This window comes from Candidatus Hodarchaeum mangrovi, from assembly GCF_975850365.1.
Genome location: NZ_CDLCQJ010000055.1, coordinates 16214 through 38195, shown reverse-complemented (window position 1 = coordinate 38195; position 21982 = coordinate 16214). Strand labels below are relative to the sequence as shown.

The following is a 21982-nucleotide window of genomic DNA, read 5'->3' as shown; positions in this document are numbered from 1 at the left end:
CCAGATTTGAACTGGCGACCTATTGCGTGTGAGGCAATTGTCATACCGGGCTAGACCACCGGCCCTTGTATATAAAAGAATCCTCTGTCGATCAAACGCTATTAAAAATCTCTGAGTTTTAATTCTTCTGGAATCGGATTATTTTTTACCAGATTAGTTTCTCAAACATTCTTTAATATAGATTGTTAATTCTTGGTTTGTTCCTAATAGATGTTATTTTTTATATGCTGGAACAACCTCAAGAATTAATTGTTCTTGGAGAATATTTATAACTTCTATTGTTTCCGACTCTTCTATAAGGACTTTTGATCGTGCTTTCCAAATTGCTCCTGCTATTTTGACATTTCCGATTTTGTCTGGTTCAATAGTTGATGTTACTTTTCCGAATTTCCCAATAATGTCTGAAGCCTCCCCTACTATTGGGGGAATTTGTTGAGTTTTCCTAATCCGTGTCCAAATTAAAATAAAGAAGACACTTATAGATCCAAATCCATAAGCAATCCCTCTTAAGGGATCTTGCCATAAAATCTCTCCACCGACTAATCCAATTAAGAATAATCCCAAAAGTACTGGAATAAAAGGTACGATAATACTTAAATCCCCTCCTTGTGATGTAAAAAAGCCCGAAATAATAATGAATATAATTATAATCAATGGCCATGTGAATATTTGTGTTTCTGATGATTGAGAGACAAAATCACCTCCGAGGATGAGGGTAATTGAGATGATCAAAATTATAGGTAACCAGTTTATTACTTCTACTCCTCCTCCTCCAATTAACCACAATAAAATCAATATAGATATAGATATCCCAAATATTATAAGGCCTAAATCATATAAAGGCGATAAATTAAGAAATGATCCAATAAAGGTAAGAATAAGACCTAGAATAATCCCTGAAATTGCAAATTCCTGTAATTCTGATGACATTTAATTTCACTTTTTCTACTAATATATTTATCTTTAAAGATTTTTACAAATTGGAACCAATGACTGGAACAATCATATATTTGATTTGATTTTTTTTTATTAAAGCCACAAATTAGAACATAAATTAATGAACCAAAAATTTTTCTAATATTTGCAAGGATTATTTTTACTTTAAATCAATAATTTATAACCTAAATAGAAAAAATACAAATTTCGATAATAATATTGCAGCTTAATTGATAAAAATGCTTGAAATTCGATTTTTTGGCGCTTCGGAATCTATCGGAAAATCATGTGTAATGATTTCTGATTATGATAGACAAGTGATTCTCGATGCAGGAATTCAATTACACCCTCGAAGAACTGGTCTTCTTTCCACTGGTCCTAGTCATGTTGATGATTATGCTTCTGAAACTACTGCAGTTATATTATCTCATGCCCATGTAGATCATTCAGCATATATTCCTGCACTTTATCGTGCAGGATATAACGGTTTAACACACCTGACCTATCCAACGAAAGATTTAGTAAATATACTTTGGAAAGATCATTTAAAAATTGAAGGGTCAAACCATTTTAATTATTCAAACCTTAAAACAGCCATGCGTAAAATGAAACAGCATGATTATTCAAAAAAATTCAAGATTGATAATGGAGTCACCTGTGAGCTTTTAGATGCAAGTCATATCCTAGGTAGCGCATGTATTTTGTTAGATTGGGAGGGGACTAGGATTTTGTATTCAGGTGATTTCAATAATGCAAAGACACCATTTCATGATCCAATAGTTTTCCCCGACCCTGAGGAGCCAATTGATATTTTGTTGATTGAAACAACTAATGCAAATCGAAAAATAAACAGTAGAAAAGAAATGACCTCACAATTAACAAAATCGCTTTTAAAATGTTACAGTCGTGGAGGTAAGGCCATAATTCCTTCTTTTGCTTTGGGAAGATCTCAAGAAATACAATCTTATTTATCTAGTGATTTTGATTCATTTCTAAGGAAATTTCCAGTGTATATTGATGGAATGATTCTTGAAATGAATTCAGTTTATAATAAATATTTAGATGAAAAATGGGTGTCTCCTAGAGTTTTATTGGATCTAAAGGAAAAAGGATTTCGTTCACCTTTTGAACATGAAGGAATTCGCTCCATCGATGAGGTTCCTACTTCTGGAGGTAGAATGAAGAAAAGAGAAATGCTTTCTAACCAAGAAAATTCAAGTATAATCCTCACAACTTCTGGCATGCTGGAAGGAGGTCCTGTTTACGATTATTTACGTTTGAACGGCTCTGACCAGAAAAATGGTCTATACATTGTTGGGTACCAAGTTTTAGGAACCATAGGCTCTGATGTAATTTCTGGACAGACTGATTTAGTGTTAATTGATCATCTTGGGAAACCATTTCGCGTAAATCTTTCACTTGAAGTCCAACAATTTGAGTTTTCAGGGCATTCATCTTTAGAAGGTTTGATTCAAATGGTTAGATATACTTCAGCAAGTAAAGTATTCGCGATGCATGGAGAACCCGAATCGCAGGAAAAGTTTTCTTCTTCTATAACTAATATTGAAACTGACATTAATATTTTGTCCTCACACGAAATTTTACCCCAATATCCTTAAATTTAACTTTAATAGAAAAATAAATGAGGATTATCTGTGAGTCTCAAAATAAAACTCAGTTCTTTATCACAAAATGAGATTAATTCAATTTTAATGGTTGAAGATGATATAGAAGAAGTAGCTTTGTTATTTGGAGTTAGAGATAACAATTTTATTTTTATACGAAATGTAAAGCATGTATCAAACATTGACAATTCTTCTACTAGTTTCTCTATTGATCCATTTGAACTAATTCAAGAGATTAAATCATTTGAATCAATGGGAGAGGAGTTAGTTGGGTTTTTTCATACTCATCCTCTGGATTCTCAACTATATCCATCAAAAAAAGATATTTCCTTTATGTATAATTGGCCATATCCTTATATTTGGATTATTGGTGGAATTTGGGCTTTAGAGAAAATGAGAATATTCACTTTAAAAGAAAATAATGTCGTAGAGTTAGAATATTCACTTGAATGATCAATTGTCATCCTTAGAGAATAATTGGAATATCTGTTCCACACGATTGACATATGCCATCAAGACTAAGTCCTACTATTTCCGTATGGTATCCTTCCCTTATAATCAATGGATTATTACAAATATGGCAAAAAGTATTGGAACCTAGGGGAGTTCGGACATTTCCGAGGTATATATAATTTAAACCAACATCTTTAGCAATTTTATATGCTTTTTCGAGTGTATTTAAAGGAGTCAATGGTAAATTAAGGAGTTTATAGTCAGGATGAAAGCGAGAAAAATGGATTGGTGTGTTTGGGCCTAAATTTTCAAATATCCAAGTACACAGTTCTTCAATCATCATATCCGAATCATTTTTTGTTGGAATAATTAAATTCGTAATTTCTAAATGCACATTTAACTCTTTAAAAATGGAACATGTGGTTAAAATTGCTTTCCAATTTGTGGCTCCACAAATTTCTTTGTAAAACTCATCGGAAAATCCTTTAATATCGATATTAGCTGCATCAAGTAACGGGCCTAATTTTAAGGCTAGATCCTTATTTATATACCCATTGTCAACTACAACCATCTTCAAATTTTTCTCATCAGCTAAATTCGCTATATCTCTAATGTACTCAAATGCTATCATAGGTTCATTATAGGTGGATGCAATGGAAGGAACCTTTTTTGACTGAGCAATTTTTATGATATCGCTTGGATCCTTTTTTTGTAATCTTGATACAGATCTTTCCATTGAAATGGAGTAATTCTGACAGTTCAAACACTCCATGTTACATCCATGAGAACCGAATGATAATATTCCAGTTCCAGGAAGAAAATGATAAAGTGGCTTTTTTTCAATGGGATCGACTGCTAGAGATGATATTAACCCATAAGTTCTAGGTTTTATCTCACCATTTTGATTCCACCGTGCACCACACCAGCCAATCTCATTTTCTAATAAGGCACAATACCTAGGACATACAAGACATTGTGATTTTCCTGATTTTAGTTTTTTATAAAATAACCAGTCTTCTGAAGTTAATTTAAATTCCATTTTTTTCCCTAATTAATTTATAAAATTAATTTTTATCTTATTGTTATTTGGTTTGTGTTTTCATCTTGATCAAGCAATCCTTTTTCTGTCATTCGCCCCAAGGTTCGTGTGATTATAACTGGAGATATGTGATCTTTTAAAGCTTCTTTTAGCCCATCTATGGAAGTTCTACCAAGATACATAACTATAGCTAAGATGTCTACTTCTGGTATGTCTTCAGCTGATTCTTCTAATAAATACGAAATAACGGAATTTGCTTCTTTTAACTCGTTAATTTCAACACGAAGCCTTGTAGTTATTTCTTTTTTCTCCTCTAATTCTTGATTGAGTTTTTTCTCGAATTCAGAATTTTCTTGAGTTAATGAAGAAACACGGGTTCTTTTTTTCGATATTTTTGTATTTATTAATTCATTTTCAGAAAGACTTTGTTTCATTTTTTCTTCTATTTCTTGTAATTGAAATTTTTTTTCTTCTATTTGATTTTTCTTTTGATTTATTTCTTCTAATGTTACATTTCTTTTGGTAATTATATCATCTTTCGAATTGGCGAGTGTACTGATTTCTTCTTGATGCGAAGCTATCTTTACTTCCTGTTCTGTGATCTGATTATCAACTGTTTCTTTTTCTTTGATTAAAGTTTCCAAGTAGTCTCTAGATTCACGAAATTCTTGTGCTCTTGAAAATATAAGTTGTTTTATATCATCTGCCAACCGATCTAACGATTCACCACTTCTAATGAATTTTTCACGTATCGTATCAGTATCCATTGAATTAAACCTCCAACCTAAAAAGATCGATTTTAGTCAATATGGTAATTTCATCTTTCGCTTCATTAAAATCAAGTACTTTTCGTTTTTCTAGTCCACTTAAAACCCTTTTCAAAGTAGTTTCATCAATACCTAAAGCTGCCTTTATTTCTGTAAGTTTTGAGGTTGAACTTGGTTTCATCGCTAAAAATTTAATTAATCCTACCTCAGGGCTTTGAATGTAATCTTTTCGACAAAGAATACGAATAGCTTCAAATTTATTAGTGATTAAATTCTTTTCATTTGTAAGTTTTTCAAATTCTTGAGTTACTAATTTCATTCTAGCCTCGTATTTAGGCCTTAATTCGTTATTAATAGTTTCAATCATTGTTAAATCTTTTTCCAAGGATTTTAAAGTTTCATTTAAACCATTATTTTCTTTAATCAGTGTTTCAAGATCAGTTTTATTTTTAGTTAATTTCGTTTGGAGAGAAGAATTTTCTGTATTAACATTATCTAGTTCCTTCTGTAAATTTTCTTTTTCTTTTTGAATCTGATCAATTTCAATTTTGAATGTCTCAAGATCATTTGTCAGATCCGAAATTTCTCGTGTATATTCATTTAATTGTTGACGCCGTTTCCCGATATAATTTTTTAAATTGTCAATATCATTAATAAGAGACTTTAAATCTTCTCTAATTAGTTGTAAGCGTCCTGTGAATTTTGGTATTAATTCTTCAAGACTTAGTTCAAGTTTTCGAATTTCTTCTGCTGATTTTGGCGTACTCATTAATAATCGTCCTCTCAGAACAATAATGACTATACCTTTAAAAAACATTTTTGATTTAAAAAGGATATTTAGGGAAAAGAAAATTTATATACTAGTTATGAATAATTATATTTGATGTGTATAAAATCTTTAAGTTTAAAAATAGAACGCATTTAGCTTTTATTAGATTGATTTTAAAGGATAGTGAATTAAAAGTTGTCTGATCCAAATAAAGATGAATATGATGAGGATGATAATTTTCCTAGAAGGCGGAGACGTCGTGACGAAAGCCCATTCGATGATATTATGAATTATTTCATGAATCAATTCGGAGGAGCTTTTAATTTCGAAAATATATTTGAAAATATGGACTATTTTCTTGAGGATCTTTTCAGAAGGTTTAGTGTTTCTGGACCTTTTAGCGATGGTTCTGAATTTCCAGGATTTGTCTGGGGTTTTAGGATGACTAAAGGACCAGATGGAAGACCTCATATTGAACGGTTTGGTAACACTCCTAGGAAAATTCAAGGATCTGCTGTTCATCCATCTGATGAAAGAGAACCATTAGTCGATGTATTAGAAGATACAAGCGTTCTTCGTGTTATCGCTGAAATTCCAGGCGTAACAAAGCAAGATATCGATCTTTCTGCAACTGAAAATAGTCTTCTAATTCAAGCTGAATCAGAAGATGGAAAACGTAAGTACTACAAGGAGCTTGATCTTCCTTGCATAGTGATGCCTGATACTGCCACAGCAAAATTCAAGAACGGGGTTCTTGAAGTAGAATTGACAAAAAAGCATTGTGATGAAAAAAAGGGTAAGAAAGTGGATATTTATTAAATAAAAGAATTTTTTTGGATAAGAAAATCAGATTCACTTGGTGTAGTTTTATGTATTTGGAAACATTAACAGATGAAATAGAAGATTGGATAGAAAAAGCAGAAGAAACAGAGAATCTTCGTTTGATATACAAAGGAGAAACAAATCATTTAAAGGGAGCCATTGCAATCGAATTACTAGGATATTATGGTTCAGTTGATAAGCTTATTACAAAAGAACTACTAAAAGTGAGTCAAAAATCTCAGAAAATAGCTGGTTTCTTTTCCAATTATTTTAATGAAATGATTGAATTTAGTTTAGGGGAAATTCTCCTTCCAATCTCGGTTTTAAGTCTAAACATTGGAAATCAACCTTATATATTAACTACAACGAATTTTGCTATCCCAGATATCATATGTTATCGATTATCCGAAGAATTATTTTCTTTTTATCAACAGTTGAATGTTTCCAAAATATTATTAATTGATGGGGTCTATTCTAGGCATCGATCATTACATCAACTTCCAAAAGTTCATAGAATCATCTCCAACGACTTTAAGATTCATATGATATCTAAAGAGAAATCTAATTTTTCCATGATGGGTCAAATTGCCAGCTCATTTCTTACCTATCGGAGTCAAATACCAAATATTCCTTTAGAAATAGTTGCTGTGGAATCTTTTGCTGAATATGATCCAATATCAGCTTATGAACTCCTTAAATTTTTAAATCAAGAATTTAATATCGATAATGGATTAGAATACATCAAAGAATTAGCTGATGATTATAAAAGAGAGATAAATGCTATTTATGAAGAAGAAAAAGAAGAAGAAAACCCCGAAAAATTCTTTTTCACTTAGGAGATAATAGAATGAGCGATAACCCAATTTCAGAATTAGAATTAATATTAAAAATTTTAACATATACTATTGAAACCAAAGGAATCGTTACAATAGAGGAAATCGATGAAATTCTTCATCTCTTATCAAACCGAACCCGTAGAAGAATGCTATCGGAATTAGCAACAGGTGAAGGGTTTGTAAATGAATTAGTAAAAAGATTAGATGATCATCCTCAATCAATTACTCGACATTTAGAGGTTTTGAAAAAAAGTAAATTAATAACTGGACAAGAAAGACCAGGAATAGGTCGAAGAGGAAGACCTCGGCTTTATTATGCATTATTTCCAGATCTTGCAGAAATTATAACTAGAAAGCCTTCTTCTATATCAGAATCTAATGAACAATATATTTGTAGCAGTTTTCCTAGATTAAACGCAATAAAAAATCAATTAGAAGGTCGAATAACTCATAATGACCAAAAGAAAATGATTTCTGAAGTACAAAACATAAAAAAGGAACATGAAAATGCCCTAGAATTATGTAGCAGTATTCTTTCTCAATTAAATAAAAAAGTGACCAAGATACCCATTGAATAGGGGAATGGAGAGTATAAACAGTTTCTATTCAAAATCATAAATATCAAAGAAAAATTTATTTGTATTTTGATAAAGAAAAAGCGTGTGAAACGTTTATAGAATTCTTAGTTGTATTAAAAAAAGTCGGAAATACCTCATTAAGAGGTATTATTGCTTCAGATGATGTGAATTTATTCAAACAAGAGGATTCGATATTAAAATCGTTTATAAGACTAAAATCAATTTCCCAAGATGAATCTTTCCAAATTCTTGGTCAATCTTTTGATCTAGTATTATTGGATTTTAGAAGAGTTTTTAATCCCAATAAAATATGTCAATTCATTGAAACAGTTAGAGGTGGAGGACTAATTTTTATAATAGGATCTAAGTATCCAGAGTGGTTATCACAAGTAAATAAAGGTAAATTCTCTCAATATTCAACAATAAATCCTTCTAATATAAATGATGAGTGTAAAGACAAATCTTATTTATTAAAATGGTTTATTACTAGTCTATTAGAAAAATTTCAATTTAAGTGCGATTTCACAGATGCTAATGAAATTTTTCAATCTTTTAATCTCATGCCTTATGAATATAAACTTGATCAATACTTTAACGATATTTTAGTTTCTAAAGATCAGAAGGAAATTTTAGATGAGTTCCAAACAAAGTTACCTAAGTCTCTAAATCGAAATATATGCATCATTATAACAGCAGACCGAGGAAGAGGCAAATCAACACTAATTGGTCTAGCCTTGGCAAATTTCTTGATAAATACACCCAAAAAACGCTTAAATATCGTTATAACTGCTCCAGATATAAGAAACACACAAACAATATTTGAAATGATTACTCATTACTGCTCAGTAAAAGGAGTTCATTTTTCATCGAAAAAAAAAGACGATTGGATTTTTGAAGTTAAAATAGGTTTAAAGGGAAAAGTAGGATTCGTTAATTCAAGTAATCTAGGGAATATTAAGAAATTCGATCTGTTAGTTATAGAAGAAGCTGCAACATTACCAGTAGACTCACTTAAATCCCTTTTTAAGCAAAAAGTCCCTAAAATTATGGTTAGTACTGTACATGGATATGAAGGAAGTGGGAGGAGTTTTCAAATCAAGATAACAAACCCTCTAAAGCGTCAGAAACAGATAAATTATAATCATTACACTCTTAAGCAACCAATTAGGTATTTAGAGGATGATAAAGTAGAAAATTTTCTTAATTATGTCTTTTTTTTAGATGCTGAACCTCCCCTTATTAATAAAGAAATTTTAACAAAGATAAAGAATGATTTTTCGTTAACTCAATATCCTGAAGTAGGAAAGCATTTAATAGAGAGCAATTATCAAGTTTTACATGATCATATAGGAATTTTAGTATATTCACACTACAGAAATCAACCAAATGATCTTTTAGTGCTATGTGATTCTATTAATCATTTTTTAGTAGGATTCAATTTAGTAAACAATGAAAATACTCACTTTCTTCTTGTATCAACTCAGTTCTCTCAGGAAGGAAGTATGAATGATAATGTAATCGATTATGTTGAATCGGGAAAATTCATTGAAGGAAATTTGATTCCTACAGTAGCAATAAGACATTTTTCGAGAGATTTTGCCAGATTGAAAGGTTTAAGAATTGTTAGGATTGCTGTCCATCCCGAATTTATAAATCAGGGGTATGGCCGAAAAGCAATCGAATTGATTTTAGATTATTTTTATCAATTCGATTGGATAGGAGTGAGTTTTGGAGCAAATGTAAAGTTGGTTAAATTTTGGAGAAAATTTGGTTTTTATTCAGTTCATCTCAGACCGATCAAAACTCCTGAGACTGGTGAATGGAACCTTATTATGATAAGACCACAATCTAATCAATCCGAAGAAATCATAAACCAAGCATCCCGTGATTTCATTTTACAATTCATTGAACTTTTAAAACAATCTCTCCACTCGATGTCTTATGAATTAGTTCAAGAAATATTAAAATCTTGCTCATCCTACCCACAATATAAACCATTTATTTCTCATAGTGGAAAATTACGGGTTGAAAATTATTTAACAGGAAAAATTAACTTTTTATTAGCAGTAGATGTTATGTATGAGCTCTCCAAAACATATTTTATATGTCAAAATTTTCCTAGGTTGAGTTCTGCTCAAGAAGGATTGTTAATAAGTCGAGTACTTCAGGGGAGGTCATGGGGACAAACACGAGGAAAATCAGGTTTAGATTGGGAAACATCGCATACATTAATGAGAAAGGCGATTCAAAAATTGTATAATGAAATATTTAGAGTTTTAAGCATCGAATGATGATTTTCTAATTGAGTTCTGAAATCCTCGTGCTTTGTGTTTATCAATCTGAATTACACAACAAACTGTGGTAAAAGAACATGCGCCGATCGGTGAATAGCGAACATCCTTTAAACAATATAATAGCGATCCTTTATTACAGGTACAAATCGTGAGATCATGAGAACTAGCAAAGGAATCATATATTTTTTGTTTTGGGGGCTTCGTCAATTCATTAAAAAAAGATTGCCAGTTTGACATATTTATCACAATCAAGCTTGAATATTCTTCAAACATCGAATGTTATTGTATCTAATTTTATGGCAATTAATAGTGAGATAATATCTAGAACATATCCTATGAATATCATGTAGATAATATTCCTGAAATTTTAATCATTTCAAATGAAAATTTATAATGCCGTTAATTCCTGTGGTGAATTTTTATAAAATATCTTCTCTAAATACAATACTTTTCGAAAATTTCAATATTTAATCCTTAAAAATATTATAGTGTTAGTTCTTAACAGGAATATGAATAATAAAGACAAAGAACTAATTTTAAATGCCTTTGAAGCTGAATATAAGAATAAGAACTTTCCTAAAAATCATGTTTTAAAAACATCCCATATCTAATTAATTCATTGCTTCTGGAATCAAAAAATACAAATTTCAAAAATCCAATAAAGGATATAGTTAGTTGGCATTTGTGAAAAAAATCTATTATTTAAAACCTGTAGATGATGTCTTATGAACGCTACAGATTTGGTATTACTCCTTATTGTCATTGGAATTATAATTATTATAATCATATCTTCTCGTTCTTCTTCTTCTGGGAAAAAACTTAGAAAAGGTTCCCAATTAGAGCGAAGAGGACAATTTTTAGAAGCTTTGGACTACTATGCCAAAGTCTCACTTGACCAAGCAATTAAATTGGTATTAAGAATCCCAGAAGCTTCTCAAATTTTAGCACTTAGAAGATTAGAAAAAAAATTTCATCCTAGGACAATAGAACAGGCATTTATTCGATTAGCCCGTACTTTAATAAATAATAATGATATAAATGCTGCTGCAATGGCATATATTCTTGCAAACAAACCATTTGCTGCTTCCAAAGTCTTTATCGATAATGGCGGATTAGAATATGTTCCTAGATCTGTACAGATAATTGACCAATATCCCTCATTGATACATGATAGAAATCAAGCAATCAGAAATCTCGCTCGACATGCATATAATACAAGAAAGTTCCAAGAAGCGGCAGAACTTTTACGTACAATAGGAGCTAATGAAGAAGCCAATACAGTTTTAATAGCAGCTACGACTGAAATGAGGAAGCAAGGAATGGACAAAGAAGCTGAAAATTATATAAGTCGTGCAGGCCAACCAAATATTGCTGTCCAACATTATCTAGAGGAAGTTAAGAAAGAGCTAAATGATGGAAATATAGAGAAAATGCGTCGATCCTTGAATTATGCGCGAAATATTACAGAAAAACTTTCAAACGTTAAGAAAAATAATGATGAATCTTTAAACGATCTAATAAGTCAAGTTAATGAATATGATCGTCATTTGAAAACTTTGGATTCTGCTCGAGACATTTTACGAAGACATCAGACGAATCAGGCCGTTGCACTTTATGATGAACTTTTAGAAGGTCTTGGATCAGATGTACCTGCTTCTATCCTTGCAGAAGCCGCTTTGGCTAATGAAAAAGAAAATCCTAGAATGGCAGCTGAATTGTACAGGCAAGCATCTGGAAAAGCAAGCTCTTCTAGAGCTGCTCAATCTTTTAATTTAAGAGCAAAAAAATTGGAAATTCTTTTAGAAACACCAACAAAATCACAACAGATAATTGTAGAAAATATTGAAGCAGATGTACAAGAATCATGTATTGTTTGCAGAGCGATAATAAACAATCGTGAATCGCTTGTTAGATGTCCTGAATGTGGATCTCCTGCTCATTATGCACATCTGGCAGAATGGTTGAAAATTCGTGGGGTTTGTCCAATCTGTAAGAAGAGAGTAAAGCTAAATAGACCCGAAAAATTAAGATTTTAATTTCTCAAATATATTTTCAGTTTGAGTATAAAGTTATTATATTTTTTAAAATTTAAACATTTACAGAAAATCTTCTGATTGCGAACTTTGTTTAGGAGTATAAATGATGAATTTTCATAAGACTCTTCAAATAAAAATTATTGAATTACCTCGACTTGACCGAAATCAACAACTAGCTAAAGCCATTTCTCTTCTTAAGGAAGGATATGAAGTGGTTCTTATCCAAAATGAAGAAAAAAAATATGAGGGAATAATACGGACTCATGATGTTATAGGTAAAGGGATAAATCCAGCTGCCTCCTGTAAGACCTATATGAATAAAACTGTCCCATCGATATTAAAAGAAGAACTGATCTCCGTTGAGCAAGTAGGGAATTATATGCTTGAAGGGAAATCAAGATTTATTCCTGTGTTAGATGAACAATTGAGGATTCTCGGTGCAATAAAGGATACACAGATATTAGAGAAAATGAGGTTAAAATTTGATCAATTTTTAGAGAATTCGTTAGAAAATGTAGTTAATTGGGATTTAAAAACATTAAAATCATCCGATACAATTGGGAATGCCATAGCAAAGATGAGAGAGTTTGGTTTTAGTCGAATACCAATTTTAGATGAACAATATGAATTGCAAGGAATAGTAATGAATAGATCTTTACTTAAGACACAAATTGAAAAAAAAACTACTTCTGGTGATTTTGGAGGAAAAGAGAAAGATTGGCATCTTTTACCTGTAGGAGATTTCATTTCTGAGATAAAGACCATAAAGATAAATACTGGAATATTAGAAGTCTATGATCGGATTGTTAATTCAAATGAACATACTTTAATAATAGATGATCAAACTAGATACGGGATAATTACAGCACTTGATTTAATTAAATTTCTGCTTACATCAGAGAAGGGGATATCTGACTACATAATCAACATCCTTCAGGCTCCTGATGATGAAGTCCAGTCCCATGCGATTAGAAAGACACAAGCTCTGTTAAATCGTGAAAAACGTTTATTAGGAACTAGTGGAACTGTAAAAATTCGTTTTAAAAGGAATATGTCACAATCAAAAAGGGGCCAATATTCTATTACCACAACAATTCAATTAATATCTGACAATGGGCATAATTTTAGTAGTGAAGCTACAGATTTTGGAGCTGAAAAAGCTGTAAATAAAGCACTTGATAATATATCAAGAATAATTTCTAATTCTAAAAAAAGAGCATTAGAACAGAGATTAAAGAGTAAAAGCTTAAGAAAATTGACCGAACTTTAATAATCTTTATTTTGGGGATTTGGTATAAAATTTTCTCGCATATTCAAGTCGTTGAATTGCAGAAATGTTAGAAATTATACCAATTAAGAGCACAATTAATGCTAAGACACCAAAATTAAATGTCCATACCTCTTGAAGAAAATTTTCAATAAAAATAGCTTCTACCAAGCATCCAACAGCTAGAAGGGTCAATTTTTCTTTTCTTTCAAAAATCCCAGTTGTTGAGTCCATTTTCAGACCTCCTCTGTTTTCTGCGGTAGACCGAACATAACTTGCCAGTATCATCCCCTCAAAACATATAAAAACCCACTCGGGGTATACATATCCTCCTATCATAATTCCAAGTAGGAAAAAAAATTCGGAAACTCTATCTAATGTCCGATCTAGGAGTGCACCATAATAACCCGCTGTTCCCAAAGCACGTGCTAAGCTACCATCAAGCATATCGAGCAAAGAAGAGAAGCCTAAGAAGATAGTTCCAATAATTAAGGCTTGGGGAATTCCAATGATCTGGCTTAGAGAAAAAGCAATACAGCTGAAAAAACTAATAAAAACACTTAAAACAGAGACTATATTAGGGGTCAGTCCAGTTTTAGCTAATAATTTACCAACTGGTGCAAAGAAATTTTCATAACGATTTCGAAGTTTTTTTGGTGTTGTTGAGTTCTCCATTCTTGGTACACTCTACTTTACTGCCGTTTTATGTGTTCTAAAGGCTATTCAATATCCAAAATAAATCTTTTGAATATATATTACTTGAAAATTATTAAAAAAAGGTTTTTCCCTAGCAACCTTCTAGGATGAATTGACTCTCAAAATTTCAACCAAGAATATTTAGGTTAAGGATTTTCTATATGACATTTCTTGAGCAAGTATTTACAGAAATAATAAGAAAATTCGATCCTGAAACAAGGTTTGGATTAATGTACAGTGGAGGACTTGATTCCTCAATTATTGCAAAAATTTTATTGAAAACCGTGAAATCAGATTTTATTAGCTTTATAACTGTTGGTGCGGAAAGAAGTTATGATTTAATAAACGCAAAAAAAGGAGCAGAAAAGCTTGGAATTGAATTGAAAACATGTATATTAACACATAATAAGGTAAGAGATAGTATAAAGGATTTAAAGAAATTTAAATACATTCAGACTCCCAAGGATCTAAGTATTGCAATTCCCTTATATTTAGGGTTGAGGAAACTTGTTAAAGAAAATTTTGCTAGGAATATATTTCTAGGTCAAGGAGCTGATGAATTATTTGGTGGTTATAATCGATACGAATTATTATTTAAAAAAAAATTAGAGAAGCAGATCAAACAACAGATGAAATTTGATTTAAGCACTTTAAGATCAAATCAATTAAAAATGGAGAAAGAAATAGCAAATAATGTTGGAGTTGATTTAATTTATCCTTATTTAGATGAACAATTGATTGAATATGCACAAAGGCTACCTTATAATAAATTATTACGAGAAAATGAATTTGGCAAAATAATTCGAAAGGTTTACCTTCGTGAAGTAGCAGCTAATCTTACACTTCCAAAGGATATAATAAACCAACGTAAAAAGGCAATTCAATACGGATCTAATACTATTAAACTAATGCGGGTTATTGCTACAGAAGATGGGTTTAAGAATATTCGTATATGGTTTCAAAAAGAATTTAAAATTTTTAATTAATCTTTAATCGGTTTTTTCAACGATTGATACTACATCTGGGGGTTTTAATAGAATTAAAAAAGTAGTTAATGGATTAATTATGCTAAATGTCGATTTATAATTTCGTTTAAACTCTTTTAAATGTGTACTTATTTCAAGGTCATTATATCGAATTGAAAAATGAATTGGTACAATTAATTTTAAATTTGAAAGGAGAACGACTTTTTCAAGAAGCGTTATAAGATCTGAATGAAGATCTAGGTGATAATCATCCTGTGGGTGAAGATAAGTTGCATCATGGATTATAATATCACATTCATGGAAGAAATTTATTACTTCAGAATTGATATCTGTATCTCCAGAATATCCAAGAATAGTAGATAGGTCATAAAAAATTTGATCGCGAGAAATCTCCCTTCCTTCAACTAAAACTGGGTCCTTACTTTTTAAAATCTTATTTAAGGTAGAGTTAAAGGGGATTTTTAGCTCTTTTGCAGTTTCCACCTTTAGTTTAGTTAGTTTGAACTCCAATTTGTATGAAACAGATCCTGAGTTTAAATGAGAGTTCTCTTTGGCGATTAAACTATAATTTCTATCCAGCTGAATCCTTTCGTTATTTTCAATCACTCTTATTCTAATTATTGATTTAATTCCCCTTCCGATTTCAATAGAGAGAAAACGCAATAGAAATTCACCATCATCAAGAGGAAATGGATCAATAACTGTGTTAAACTGTTCTATCATCCTTTCTTGAAAGGAAAGTGTTGAAAATTTAGGTATTATTATATTCAACGGATTTTTTGTTCTTCTTTCTTTTTCTAATAGAAGAATCCGATGAATAAAATGTGCTAACCCTCCCCAATGGTCATGATGGAGATGTGATAAAATAATATAACGAATTTTGCTAAAACTTGGCTTTCCTAATGCATAGACTTCTGAATCTAATTTTGAGTTCTCAGAAATCTGTTTCCATTCTTTTTGATATCTCTTAAATGATTGAATAATCTCTGATGGACACTCAAATAAGTATTGATTATCAACAAGAAATGAAACTGTTGCTGATTTCGCAGTTGGAACAGTTCCCCGTGCCCCAATTAAGTTAATAATCATTTTAATCCCTTCTCGGTATATCTGAAGAAATTTAAACAACAATGAATCTATATTAGTGTTTTTCTGAAAAAGAAGAAGAAATTGGAAGAATTTCTACGCTGATTATTTAGTTCGTCTTCGTTCTTTTCGTTTTCTTCGTCTTAATCTCTTTTTCTTCCATTTTTCTCTCATATCATTTTACCTTCTAGTTCGTACATTTTCTAAGTAGAACTTCTTCAATCCATTCTCTGAATTTCGCCTGTGAAACAGCTCCAACTCTGTGAGCTACATATTTTCCTTTATAAAACATCATGAAAGTTGGCACAGAGAATATTTGGGTACCTTCTGGGGTATAACGGTTATGATCTGTATTTATTTTTAAAAATACAACTTTATTTCTAAATTCATAACTTAATGTTTCATAAATAGGCGCCATAACTTTACATGGATTACACCATTCATCTGCTGAGAAATCTACAAGCACAGGGAGAGGTGAAGATTTTATAATACTATCAATATTACCATCATTAACGTGAGTTACCCCCATTTGATTAATTTTTTCAAAAAAAGTAGCATTTTTTTGCAGAGTCATAGCTTTTTTATTTAAAATTGCCTGAAGTTCTGGATCGGGTTCAGTCATTCACAAAATCCTCAAAAAATTTCACAAATATTAATAAAATCAGATAGCGATTTATTTTAACCAAGAGGGGTATATTTTAAAAAGATTACAGCTCTCTTATCTGACATTTGACTATTTCTTTTTTGAGCTTTAAGAAAAAACTGTTTATCTAAAGGAAAATCACTCTTGACATTCTATCAATCTTTGGTATAAGACTTTTTTAACAATTAAAGATATAGGCAAATTATTTTCTGTTAACTTGGCATCAAAACAGATAAAAAATGAAAGCTAAAAACTAATTGATATTAAAAATGTTCTATCTTATGGAGATCTGTTCTTATGAGTATTCATGGTTAAGGTACTGAATTCCAATGCGAAGAAGTTTTATTTAATTCTTACCATAAAAGAAGTTTACTTAAAGATTATAATCAAAATAGTATTAAGAAATTTTTAATCTTGTGGATATTGCTTAAATCTGAAATAAAAGGGATTGAGTAATATATGAAAGCTCTTATCGGTATTCCCTTGCATAATGAACAGGCATATCTCTCTGAGTGCATTAGAACTTTATTTGACTTTATCAACTCAGAATGTAAAGATTATGATATTTCAGTTCTATTAGTGGATGATGGAAGTACAGATAAATCTCAAGTAATTTATGAAAACTTAGCATTAGAATTTCGATTTCAAACAATTCGTCATTCTATAGGGCCTTTAGGCTATGGAAACACAATTCTTACTTTATTTCGTCAAGCAAAGAAATCTTATGATATTTTAATAACATTTGATGCAGATCTTCAACATGCACCGTTTACAATCAAAGAAATTCTTCAAGTTTTACAAGATAAACCCCAAATTGACTTAGTATCCACTAGTCGGTATTTGACTTATCGATTTTGGGACCAAAATACTCAAGTACCAATTGATCGATATATAACAAATATGTTAATTACTAGAACTATAAATCGATGTTTTCCATTAAATATTGAAATTACAGATGCATTTTGTGGTTTAAAAGGTTATCGAACAAGAATTCTTCCAGATAATATGGATCATGCAGGATATTCATTTCCATTAGTGTTTTGGAGTTATTCTCATAAAAATAACTTAATAATAGATGAAATTGAAACCCCAATAATATACAGATTGGATAGAAGGCCTCGAGGCGAGTGGAAACATCGATTAAAAGATTATTTTTCTAAAATAGATTCATTAGTCCATTCAAATGAGCTTAAGAAAAAGGTACAGCTTGATTATCAAGAAAGTATTAATCGTTTGACAGAAGTAGTCGATCATTGTCCAGATTTTCCAATTCTAACCTATCATGAGTTTTTCAAGTCAAAATGGTATATTGAATAGAAGTAGGAACTATTTAAATTATTCAGATCTGATTAGTTAATATCTCATCCTAAAGCCGCTGGGGGGACTTGAACCCCCGACCAACAGATTTCTTGAGAATAATAAATACTATTTATTCTCTACGAGTCTGTCGCTCTACCAACTAAGCCACAGCGGCTAAATATTGAATAAGATAAGTTTAATTTACCGTATAAACAAAGATAGCTCCTCTGTTTTATTTATTCTGATTAAAATCGTTTAAAATCTCTCTAATCTTTTAATTAACGAACAAACATTAATAATTAATCAATCTTTTTTTAGAATGAAGTAATTAATAGGTTTGAAGATAAATTCTTTTTCAAGCCAGTTAATAAGATAAAAAGATTAAGAGAAAATCTCAATTGATAGGAAGTGGCCATAAAATTTGTTTTTTCCAAAAATAAGCTCTAATAAACTCGAGATGATATAGGAAATCTATTTGATTAAAAATTAAAAAAGTGAAAAAACGGAGAAAAGCAGAAATAAAAGCATAAAACCGTTCATGCATTAATTTCTGGATATTCTTTGCTAAATTGAATATAAAAACAAAAGCTTAGAAGAAGGTTACACTAATGGCTGCACTTGAAGTTGGTAGAGTTATCGTAAAGATTGCTGGTCGCGAAGCATTACAGAAAGCCGTCATAATCGATTTAGTAGATCAAAATTTTGTCTTAATCTCTGGTGCAGGGATTTCCCCAGTAAAAAGACGGCGATGCAATATCAAACATATACGCCCCTTAGAACATCTTGTGTCTATAAAAAGAGGAGCCAAAGATGAAGATGTTCAAAAAGCACTAGAGAAAGAGAATATGATTGAAGAAATAAAAACACCTCTGAGAATAGGATTATAAGAATTTTACCATTATTATTGGACTGAACAGGTTATTTAAAGATGGAATTAACTGTTTTTGAAAAAGTCCAAAATTATTATACTGATCCAAAATATGGGAAACCACCTCAATCCAGAACCATTGATGAACTACTGAATCTAGGAATAATTAATCTAGATAAACCAGCAAATCCGACCTCACATGAGGTTACAGCTTGGGTTAAACAAATCTTAAATATCAAGAAAGCAGGACACGGAGGAACGTTAGATCCATCTGTTACTGGTAGTTTACCTATTGCATTAGGAAAAGCGACTCGAGCATTACGTTTATTATTACACGCGGGTAAGGAATATATTTGCCTAATGAAGATCCATGTACCAGTATCACACGAAAAACTCTCTTCTGTACTTGATAATTTTAAGGAGAAGATATATCAAACTCCCCCTCTTAGAAGTAATGTTAAACGTCAATTACGTGTTCGGACGATATATGAATTAGAATTATTAGAATTCATTGATGGCGAATTAGCCTTATTAAGGATTTCTTGTGAAGCTGGAACTTATATTCGTAAATTATGTTATGATATCGGATTAATTCTCGGAACAGGAGCTCATATGCAAGAATTAAGACGAACTCGTACGGGGCCATTTGACGTAAAAACATCTATAACACTCCAAAACCTTCAAGATGCATGGTACTATTACAATAATGAAAGGAATGAGGAATTTATCAGAAATTTTATTCAGCCAGTGGAAGTAATAACTGAAAATGTTCCCAAGTTGTTTATAAGAGACTCAGCTATTGATGCCATTTGCCACGGGGCAAAACTTACACTTCCCGGGGTTTTAAAAGTTTCAAGTGAAATCAAAAAGAATTCACTCGTTGCCTTGATGACATTAAAGGAAGAATTAGTAGCAATTGGGAAAAGTTTAATGAGCACGAAAGAAATCCTTGAGAAAAATAATGGATTATGTGTTGAACCTAAAGCTGTTTTTATGGAAAAAGATACCTATCCCTCCTCCTGGAAATAGTTATCGTAAAAATATAATTTTATATAAGAAAAAAATCCAAAAATTTTAGACCCTTCGACCTCTACGTCCTCCACGTTGTCTTGTACTATCATGTGGAATTGGTGTAACTTCTTCAATTCTTGTTATTTGTAATCCAGATCTCGCAATAGCCCTAATTGCGGCTTGCGCCCCAGGACCAGGATTTCTTGCTCCCGATCCGCCTGGTGCCCTAACTTTGACGACAATCCGTTCAATTCCTTTTTCTTTCGCTACACGGGCAATAGTATGACCAACTTTCATTGCTGCATAGGGAGAGGACTGATTTCTATCTGCTCGAACTACTTGACCACCAGAAGATTTTACAATTGTTTCTGCTCCAGTCATGTCAGTTAAAGTAATTATTGTATTATTGTAAGAGCTTAAAATATGAGCGATTCCCATTGTTGGACTTTGATTTTTCTTTGACATATATTAACCTCATTTATGTATCTTCATTCCCCGTTGATCGCATTTTCTTAGAGCTAGATGGAGGGACAGAGAGTGCTGGATGTCCTGAATCATTAAATGGAGAACTAGGGGAATATTGGATTAGTTCTTCTTCCCCTCTCTTAACATGATAACTTGGTGATGTAACTTTTCTTTCACCTATTGAAATGTGTCCGTGAACAATCATTTGACGAGCTTGATATGGTGTACTAGCAAGTCCGATATTATGTACGACAGATTGTAGTCGTCTTTTTAAAAATTGATCTATACTCAAAGAAAGAACCTCATCAGTTAATCCATCTTCATTCATCATAATCCCCAAATTGAATAACTTCTTAACTAATGTAACTCTTTCTTGTTCTCGTAAATTTTCAGGTAATGCTAATGAAGAACGTGCTCTTGCTCTAAAGCTTCTTAAGCTGGTTTGAGCTTTCCAGATTTCCTTTTTATTTCTTAATCCGTATCTCCCCATATATATCATTTCCTCCTCAAGTCGAGTTTTGTTAAAAGGATGCCTAGGTCCCTCAAGTTTTTTTCGTAATCTTCGTGGATCTCCCATTTAGTACACCTTAACCTTTTTTCTTCTTAGAAACACCAATAGTAGTTCCACCACGACCAGATGTCTTGGTACGTTGCCCACGAACTGGTAGTCCAAAATAATGACGGATCCCACGATATGAACGTGTCTTTTTTTCTCTATCTACGTCCAATCGCAAAGAATCTATTAAATCAGTACTGGTTAAATGTAGATCTTCTCCTGTGACAAGATCTTTCTGTCGATTTAACATCCATGATGGGATATTAAAAGCTAAGCAGTTGGAAAGAATATCTTCAATTAATTGAATTTCATCATCTGTTAAATAGCCACATCTCATATCAGGGTCCAAATCAGCTTTTTCACAGATTTGAGATGCTAATCTAAACCCAACTCCACGAATTTGAGTGAGAGCGTGGCTTAATAACAAATCACCTCGACAGTCAGCTCCTGCAATTCTTAGTTGATGATTATATTCCAAGATCATTACCTGTTACTATTTTAATCAGTTATAAGGATAATAAAGGGTAGTTTCTGGAACCAAATTTGTTTTGAAGAGGTTCTGATTCCGTTATACTCTATTCTAAAGGTGGATTCTTCTCGATATATTATACTTCCTAAGAAAAAGTTAAACATTTTATTTTGAGTCTTTTGCCTAGAAGTTTGATTTTTATATTTAAAATAAACGCCGCGGGAGAGATTTGAACTCTCGAGCTCAGAGAGCACATGCTGCCTCGTAAGAATATAGATTCACCTACTCTAATTCCAGGCATGCTTCCTACCGGACTAGAATACCGCGGCTTTTTAAAATTGAAGCCTAATGCTTGAAAAACTCGTATAGGCAAAAAACTCACCTGTTTTTCAAATATGGCTTTATTTATACCTTCTTCTTAGCTAATATTTATTTTTTCTTTAATCTCGAATTTAATTTTTCTTCAAAAACAATGGGAAGA

The 21982-nt window shown here is 31.6% G+C and carries 23 protein-coding genes and 2 tRNA genes; 12 read left to right on the top strand and 13 right to left on the bottom strand.

Going from position 1 to position 21982, the window contains the following annotated elements:
* Nucleotides 1–213: 213 nt before the first annotated feature.
* Entirely contained in the window at nt 214–930 is a 717-nt protein-coding gene (locus ACWVCY_RS05765) for an NfeD family protein (protein WP_455141052.1), read from the bottom strand.
* A 245-nt stretch (nt 931–1175) separates the two neighbouring features.
* Between ACWVCY_RS05765 and ACWVCY_RS05760 the strand changes: the two genes are divergently transcribed.
* Nucleotides 1176–2555: an MBL fold metallo-hydrolase gene (locus tag ACWVCY_RS05760; protein ID WP_455141050.1), complete on the top strand. Its 1380-nt coding sequence runs from the start codon at nt 1176–1178 to the stop codon at nt 2553–2555.
* Between the two features lie 36 nt (nt 2556–2591).
* On the top strand, nt 2592–3014 hold the full coding sequence (locus tag ACWVCY_RS05755; RefSeq protein ID WP_455141049.1) for a M67 family metallopeptidase: 423 nt from the start codon (nt 2592–2594) through the stop codon (nt 3012–3014).
* A gap of 13 nt (nt 3015–3027) precedes the next feature.
* On the opposite strand, the gene amrS is transcribed toward ACWVCY_RS05755, so the two are convergent.
* Genes amrS through ACWVCY_RS05740 form a run of 3 tightly spaced genes read right to left on the bottom strand, consistent with a single transcriptional unit; the run spans nt 3028 to nt 5589 of the window.
* Nucleotides 3028–4053 (bottom strand): AmmeMemoRadiSam system radical SAM enzyme, encoded by a 1026-nt coding sequence (amrS, locus tag ACWVCY_RS05750; protein ID WP_455141047.1) that lies wholly within the window; start codon nt 4051–4053, stop codon nt 3028–3030.
* A gap of 32 nt (nt 4054–4085) precedes the next feature.
* Complete coding sequence (locus ACWVCY_RS05745; RefSeq protein ID WP_455141046.1) at nt 4086–4820, bottom strand: hypothetical protein; 735 nt, start codon at nt 4818–4820, stop codon at nt 4086–4088.
* A gap of 4 nt (nt 4821–4824) precedes the next feature.
* Nucleotides 4825–5589, bottom strand: a complete 765-nt coding sequence (locus ACWVCY_RS05740) for a hypothetical protein (protein ID WP_455141044.1) — start codon at nt 5587–5589, stop codon at nt 4825–4827.
* 195 nt (nt 5590–5784) lie between these two features.
* Between ACWVCY_RS05740 and hsp20 the strand changes: the two genes are divergently transcribed.
* Genes hsp20 through ACWVCY_RS05720 form a run of 4 tightly spaced genes read left to right on the top strand, consistent with a single transcriptional unit; the run spans nt 5785 to nt 10116 of the window.
* On the top strand, nt 5785–6408 hold the full coding sequence (gene hsp20, locus ACWVCY_RS05735) for an archaeal heat shock protein Hsp20 (protein WP_455141042.1): 624 nt from the start codon (nt 5785–5787) through the stop codon (nt 6406–6408).
* Nucleotides 6409–6458: 50 nt separating this feature from the next.
* Nucleotides 6459–7247, top strand: a complete 789-nt coding sequence (locus tag ACWVCY_RS05730; RefSeq protein ID WP_455141040.1) for a PAC2 family protein — start codon at nt 6459–6461, stop codon at nt 7245–7247.
* Between the two features lie 11 nt (nt 7248–7258).
* Nucleotides 7259–7825, top strand: coding sequence for an ArsR/SmtB family transcription factor (locus ACWVCY_RS05725; RefSeq protein ID WP_455141038.1), 567 nt, complete (start codon nt 7259–7261; stop codon nt 7823–7825).
* A gap of 59 nt (nt 7826–7884) precedes the next feature.
* The gene (locus ACWVCY_RS05720; RefSeq protein ID WP_455141036.1) at nt 7885–10116 is read left to right on the top strand and encodes a GNAT family N-acetyltransferase; all 2232 of its coding nucleotides are present in this window, start codon (nt 7885–7887) and stop codon (nt 10114–10116) included.
* Here ACWVCY_RS05720 and ACWVCY_RS05715 read toward each other — a convergent pair.
* Nucleotides 10102–10356 (bottom strand): hypothetical protein, encoded by a 255-nt coding sequence (locus tag ACWVCY_RS05715; RefSeq protein WP_455141034.1) that lies wholly within the window; start codon nt 10354–10356, stop codon nt 10102–10104. The two genes, ACWVCY_RS05720 and ACWVCY_RS05715, sit on opposite strands and share 15 nt — an antisense overlap.
* Nucleotides 10357–10844: 488 nt before the next feature.
* Here ACWVCY_RS05715 and ACWVCY_RS05710 point away from each other — a divergent pair, with 488 nt between their 5' ends.
* Both ACWVCY_RS05710 and ACWVCY_RS05705 read left to right on the top strand, forming a co-directional pair.
* On the top strand, nt 10845–12155 hold the full coding sequence (locus ACWVCY_RS05710) for a hypothetical protein (protein WP_455141032.1): 1311 nt from the start codon (nt 10845–10847) through the stop codon (nt 12153–12155).
* A 106-nt stretch (nt 12156–12261) separates the two neighbouring features.
* On the top strand, nt 12262–13425 hold the full coding sequence (locus ACWVCY_RS05705; protein ID WP_455141031.1) for a CBS domain-containing protein: 1164 nt from the start codon (nt 12262–12264) through the stop codon (nt 13423–13425).
* A gap of 6 nt (nt 13426–13431) precedes the next feature.
* On the opposite strand, the gene ACWVCY_RS05700 is transcribed toward ACWVCY_RS05705, so the two are convergent.
* The gene (locus ACWVCY_RS05700) at nt 13432–14097 is read right to left on the bottom strand and encodes a CDP-alcohol phosphatidyltransferase family protein (RefSeq protein ID WP_455141029.1); all 666 of its coding nucleotides are present in this window, start codon (nt 14095–14097) and stop codon (nt 13432–13434) included.
* Nucleotides 14098–14279: 182 nt separating this feature from the next.
* On the opposite strand from ACWVCY_RS05700, the gene ACWVCY_RS05695 reads away from it, so the two are divergent.
* Nucleotides 14280–15104, top strand: a complete 825-nt coding sequence (locus ACWVCY_RS05695; protein ID WP_455141028.1) for an asparagine synthase C-terminal domain-containing protein — start codon at nt 14280–14282, stop codon at nt 15102–15104.
* A gap of 3 nt (nt 15105–15107) precedes the next feature.
* Here ACWVCY_RS05695 and ACWVCY_RS05690 read toward each other — a convergent pair whose 3' ends face one another.
* The gene (locus tag ACWVCY_RS05690) at nt 15108–16193 is read right to left on the bottom strand and encodes an MBL fold metallo-hydrolase (protein ID WP_455141026.1); all 1086 of its coding nucleotides are present in this window, start codon (nt 16191–16193) and stop codon (nt 15108–15110) included.
* 184 nt (nt 16194–16377) lie between these two features.
* Nucleotides 16378–16812 carry a thioredoxin family protein gene (locus ACWVCY_RS05685; RefSeq protein WP_455141024.1) on the bottom strand — a complete coding sequence of 145 codons (435 nt, stop codon included), beginning with the start codon at nt 16810–16812 and terminating at the stop codon, nt 16378–16380.
* Nucleotides 16813–17292: 480 nt separating this feature from the next.
* Here ACWVCY_RS05685 and ACWVCY_RS05680 point away from each other — a divergent pair, with 480 nt between their 5' ends.
* Nucleotides 17293–18150 (top strand): glycosyltransferase family 2 protein, encoded by an 858-nt coding sequence (locus ACWVCY_RS05680; protein ID WP_455141022.1) that lies wholly within the window; start codon nt 17293–17295, stop codon nt 18148–18150.
* Between the two features lie 53 nt (nt 18151–18203).
* On the opposite strand, the gene ACWVCY_RS05675 is transcribed toward ACWVCY_RS05680, so the two are convergent.
* Nucleotides 18204–18307, bottom strand: a tRNA-Thr gene (locus ACWVCY_RS05675).
* 433 nt (nt 18308–18740) lie between these two features.
* Between ACWVCY_RS05675 and ACWVCY_RS05670 the strand changes: the two genes are divergently transcribed.
* Nucleotides 18741–19019: a 50S ribosomal protein L14e gene (locus ACWVCY_RS05670; RefSeq protein WP_455141021.1), complete on the top strand. Its 279-nt coding sequence runs from the start codon at nt 18741–18743 to the stop codon at nt 19017–19019.
* Between the two features lie 41 nt (nt 19020–19060).
* Complete coding sequence (locus ACWVCY_RS05665; protein WP_455141019.1) at nt 19061–20029, top strand: RNA-guided pseudouridylation complex pseudouridine synthase subunit Cbf5; 969 nt, start codon at nt 19061–19063, stop codon at nt 20027–20029.
* A gap of 45 nt (nt 20030–20074) precedes the next feature.
* Here the strand turns inward: ACWVCY_RS05665 and ACWVCY_RS05660 are convergent, their stop codons facing one another.
* The 4 genes from ACWVCY_RS05660 to ACWVCY_RS05645 form a co-directional block, all read right to left on the bottom strand.
* Complete coding sequence (locus tag ACWVCY_RS05660) at nt 20075–20476, bottom strand: 30S ribosomal protein S11 (RefSeq protein ID WP_455141018.1); 402 nt, start codon at nt 20474–20476, stop codon at nt 20075–20077.
* Nucleotides 20477–20489: 13 nt separating this feature from the next.
* Entirely contained in the window at nt 20490–21053 is a 564-nt protein-coding gene (locus ACWVCY_RS05655; RefSeq protein ID WP_455141017.1) for a 30S ribosomal protein S4, read from the bottom strand.
* A 10-nt stretch (nt 21054–21063) separates the two neighbouring features.
* The gene (locus ACWVCY_RS05650) at nt 21064–21513 is read right to left on the bottom strand and encodes a 30S ribosomal protein S13 (RefSeq protein WP_455141054.1); all 450 of its coding nucleotides are present in this window, start codon (nt 21511–21513) and stop codon (nt 21064–21066) included.
* 202 nt (nt 21514–21715) lie between these two features.
* A tRNA-Ser gene (locus tag ACWVCY_RS05645) sits at nt 21716–21830 on the bottom strand.
* Nucleotides 21831–21982: the final 152 nt, after the last annotated feature.

What these genes read in the sequence shown, in the direction of transcription:
- ACWVCY_RS05765 (WP_455141052.1), bottom strand. Translation starts at nt 930, where the DNA reads ATGTCATCAGAATTACAGGAATTTGCAATTTCAGGGATTATTCTAGGT.
- ACWVCY_RS05760 (WP_455141050.1), top strand. Translation starts at nt 1,176, where the DNA reads ATGCTTGAAATTCGATTTTTTGGCGCTTCGGAATCTATCGGAAAATCA.
- amrS (WP_455141047.1), bottom strand. Translation starts at nt 4,053, where the DNA reads ATGGAATTTAAATTAACTTCAGAAGACTGGTTATTTTATAAAAAACTA.
- ACWVCY_RS05745 (WP_455141046.1), bottom strand. Translation starts at nt 4,820, where the DNA reads ATGGATACTGATACGATACGTGAAAAATTCATTAGAAGTGGTGAATCG.
- ACWVCY_RS05740 (WP_455141044.1), bottom strand. Translation starts at nt 5,589, where the DNA reads ATGAGTACGCCAAAATCAGCAGAAGAAATTCGAAAACTTGAACTAAGT.
- ACWVCY_RS05730 (WP_455141040.1), top strand. Translation starts at nt 6,459, where the DNA reads ATGTATTTGGAAACATTAACAGATGAAATAGAAGATTGGATAGAAAAA.
- ACWVCY_RS05725 (WP_455141038.1), top strand. Translation starts at nt 7,259, where the DNA reads ATGAGCGATAACCCAATTTCAGAATTAGAATTAATATTAAAAATTTTA.
- ACWVCY_RS05715 (WP_455141034.1), bottom strand. Translation starts at nt 10,356, where the DNA reads ATGTCAAACTGGCAATCTTTTTTTAATGAATTGACGAAGCCCCCAAAA.
- ACWVCY_RS05710 (WP_455141032.1), top strand. Translation starts at nt 10,845, where the DNA reads ATGAACGCTACAGATTTGGTATTACTCCTTATTGTCATTGGAATTATA.
- ACWVCY_RS05705 (WP_455141031.1), top strand. Translation starts at nt 12,262, where the DNA reads ATGAATTTTCATAAGACTCTTCAAATAAAAATTATTGAATTACCTCGA.
- ACWVCY_RS05700 (WP_455141029.1), bottom strand. Translation starts at nt 14,097, where the DNA reads ATGGAGAACTCAACAACACCAAAAAAACTTCGAAATCGTTATGAAAAT.
- ACWVCY_RS05695 (WP_455141028.1), top strand. Translation starts at nt 14,280, where the DNA reads ATGACATTTCTTGAGCAAGTATTTACAGAAATAATAAGAAAATTCGAT.
- ACWVCY_RS05690 (WP_455141026.1), bottom strand. Translation starts at nt 16,193, where the DNA reads ATGATTATTAACTTAATTGGGGCACGGGGAACTGTTCCAACTGCGAAA.
- ACWVCY_RS05685 (WP_455141024.1), bottom strand. Translation starts at nt 16,812, where the DNA reads ATGACTGAACCCGATCCAGAACTTCAGGCAATTTTAAATAAAAAAGCT.
- ACWVCY_RS05680 (WP_455141022.1), top strand. Translation starts at nt 17,293, where the DNA reads ATGAAAGCTCTTATCGGTATTCCCTTGCATAATGAACAGGCATATCTC.
- ACWVCY_RS05670 (WP_455141021.1), top strand. Translation starts at nt 18,741, where the DNA reads ATGGCTGCACTTGAAGTTGGTAGAGTTATCGTAAAGATTGCTGGTCGC.
- ACWVCY_RS05665 (WP_455141019.1), top strand. Translation starts at nt 19,061, where the DNA reads ATGGAATTAACTGTTTTTGAAAAAGTCCAAAATTATTATACTGATCCA.
- ACWVCY_RS05660 (WP_455141018.1), bottom strand. Translation starts at nt 20,476, where the DNA reads ATGTCAAAGAAAAATCAAAGTCCAACAATGGGAATCGCTCATATTTTA.
- ACWVCY_RS05655 (WP_455141017.1), bottom strand. Translation starts at nt 21,053, where the DNA reads ATGGGAGATCCACGAAGATTACGAAAAAAACTTGAGGGACCTAGGCAT.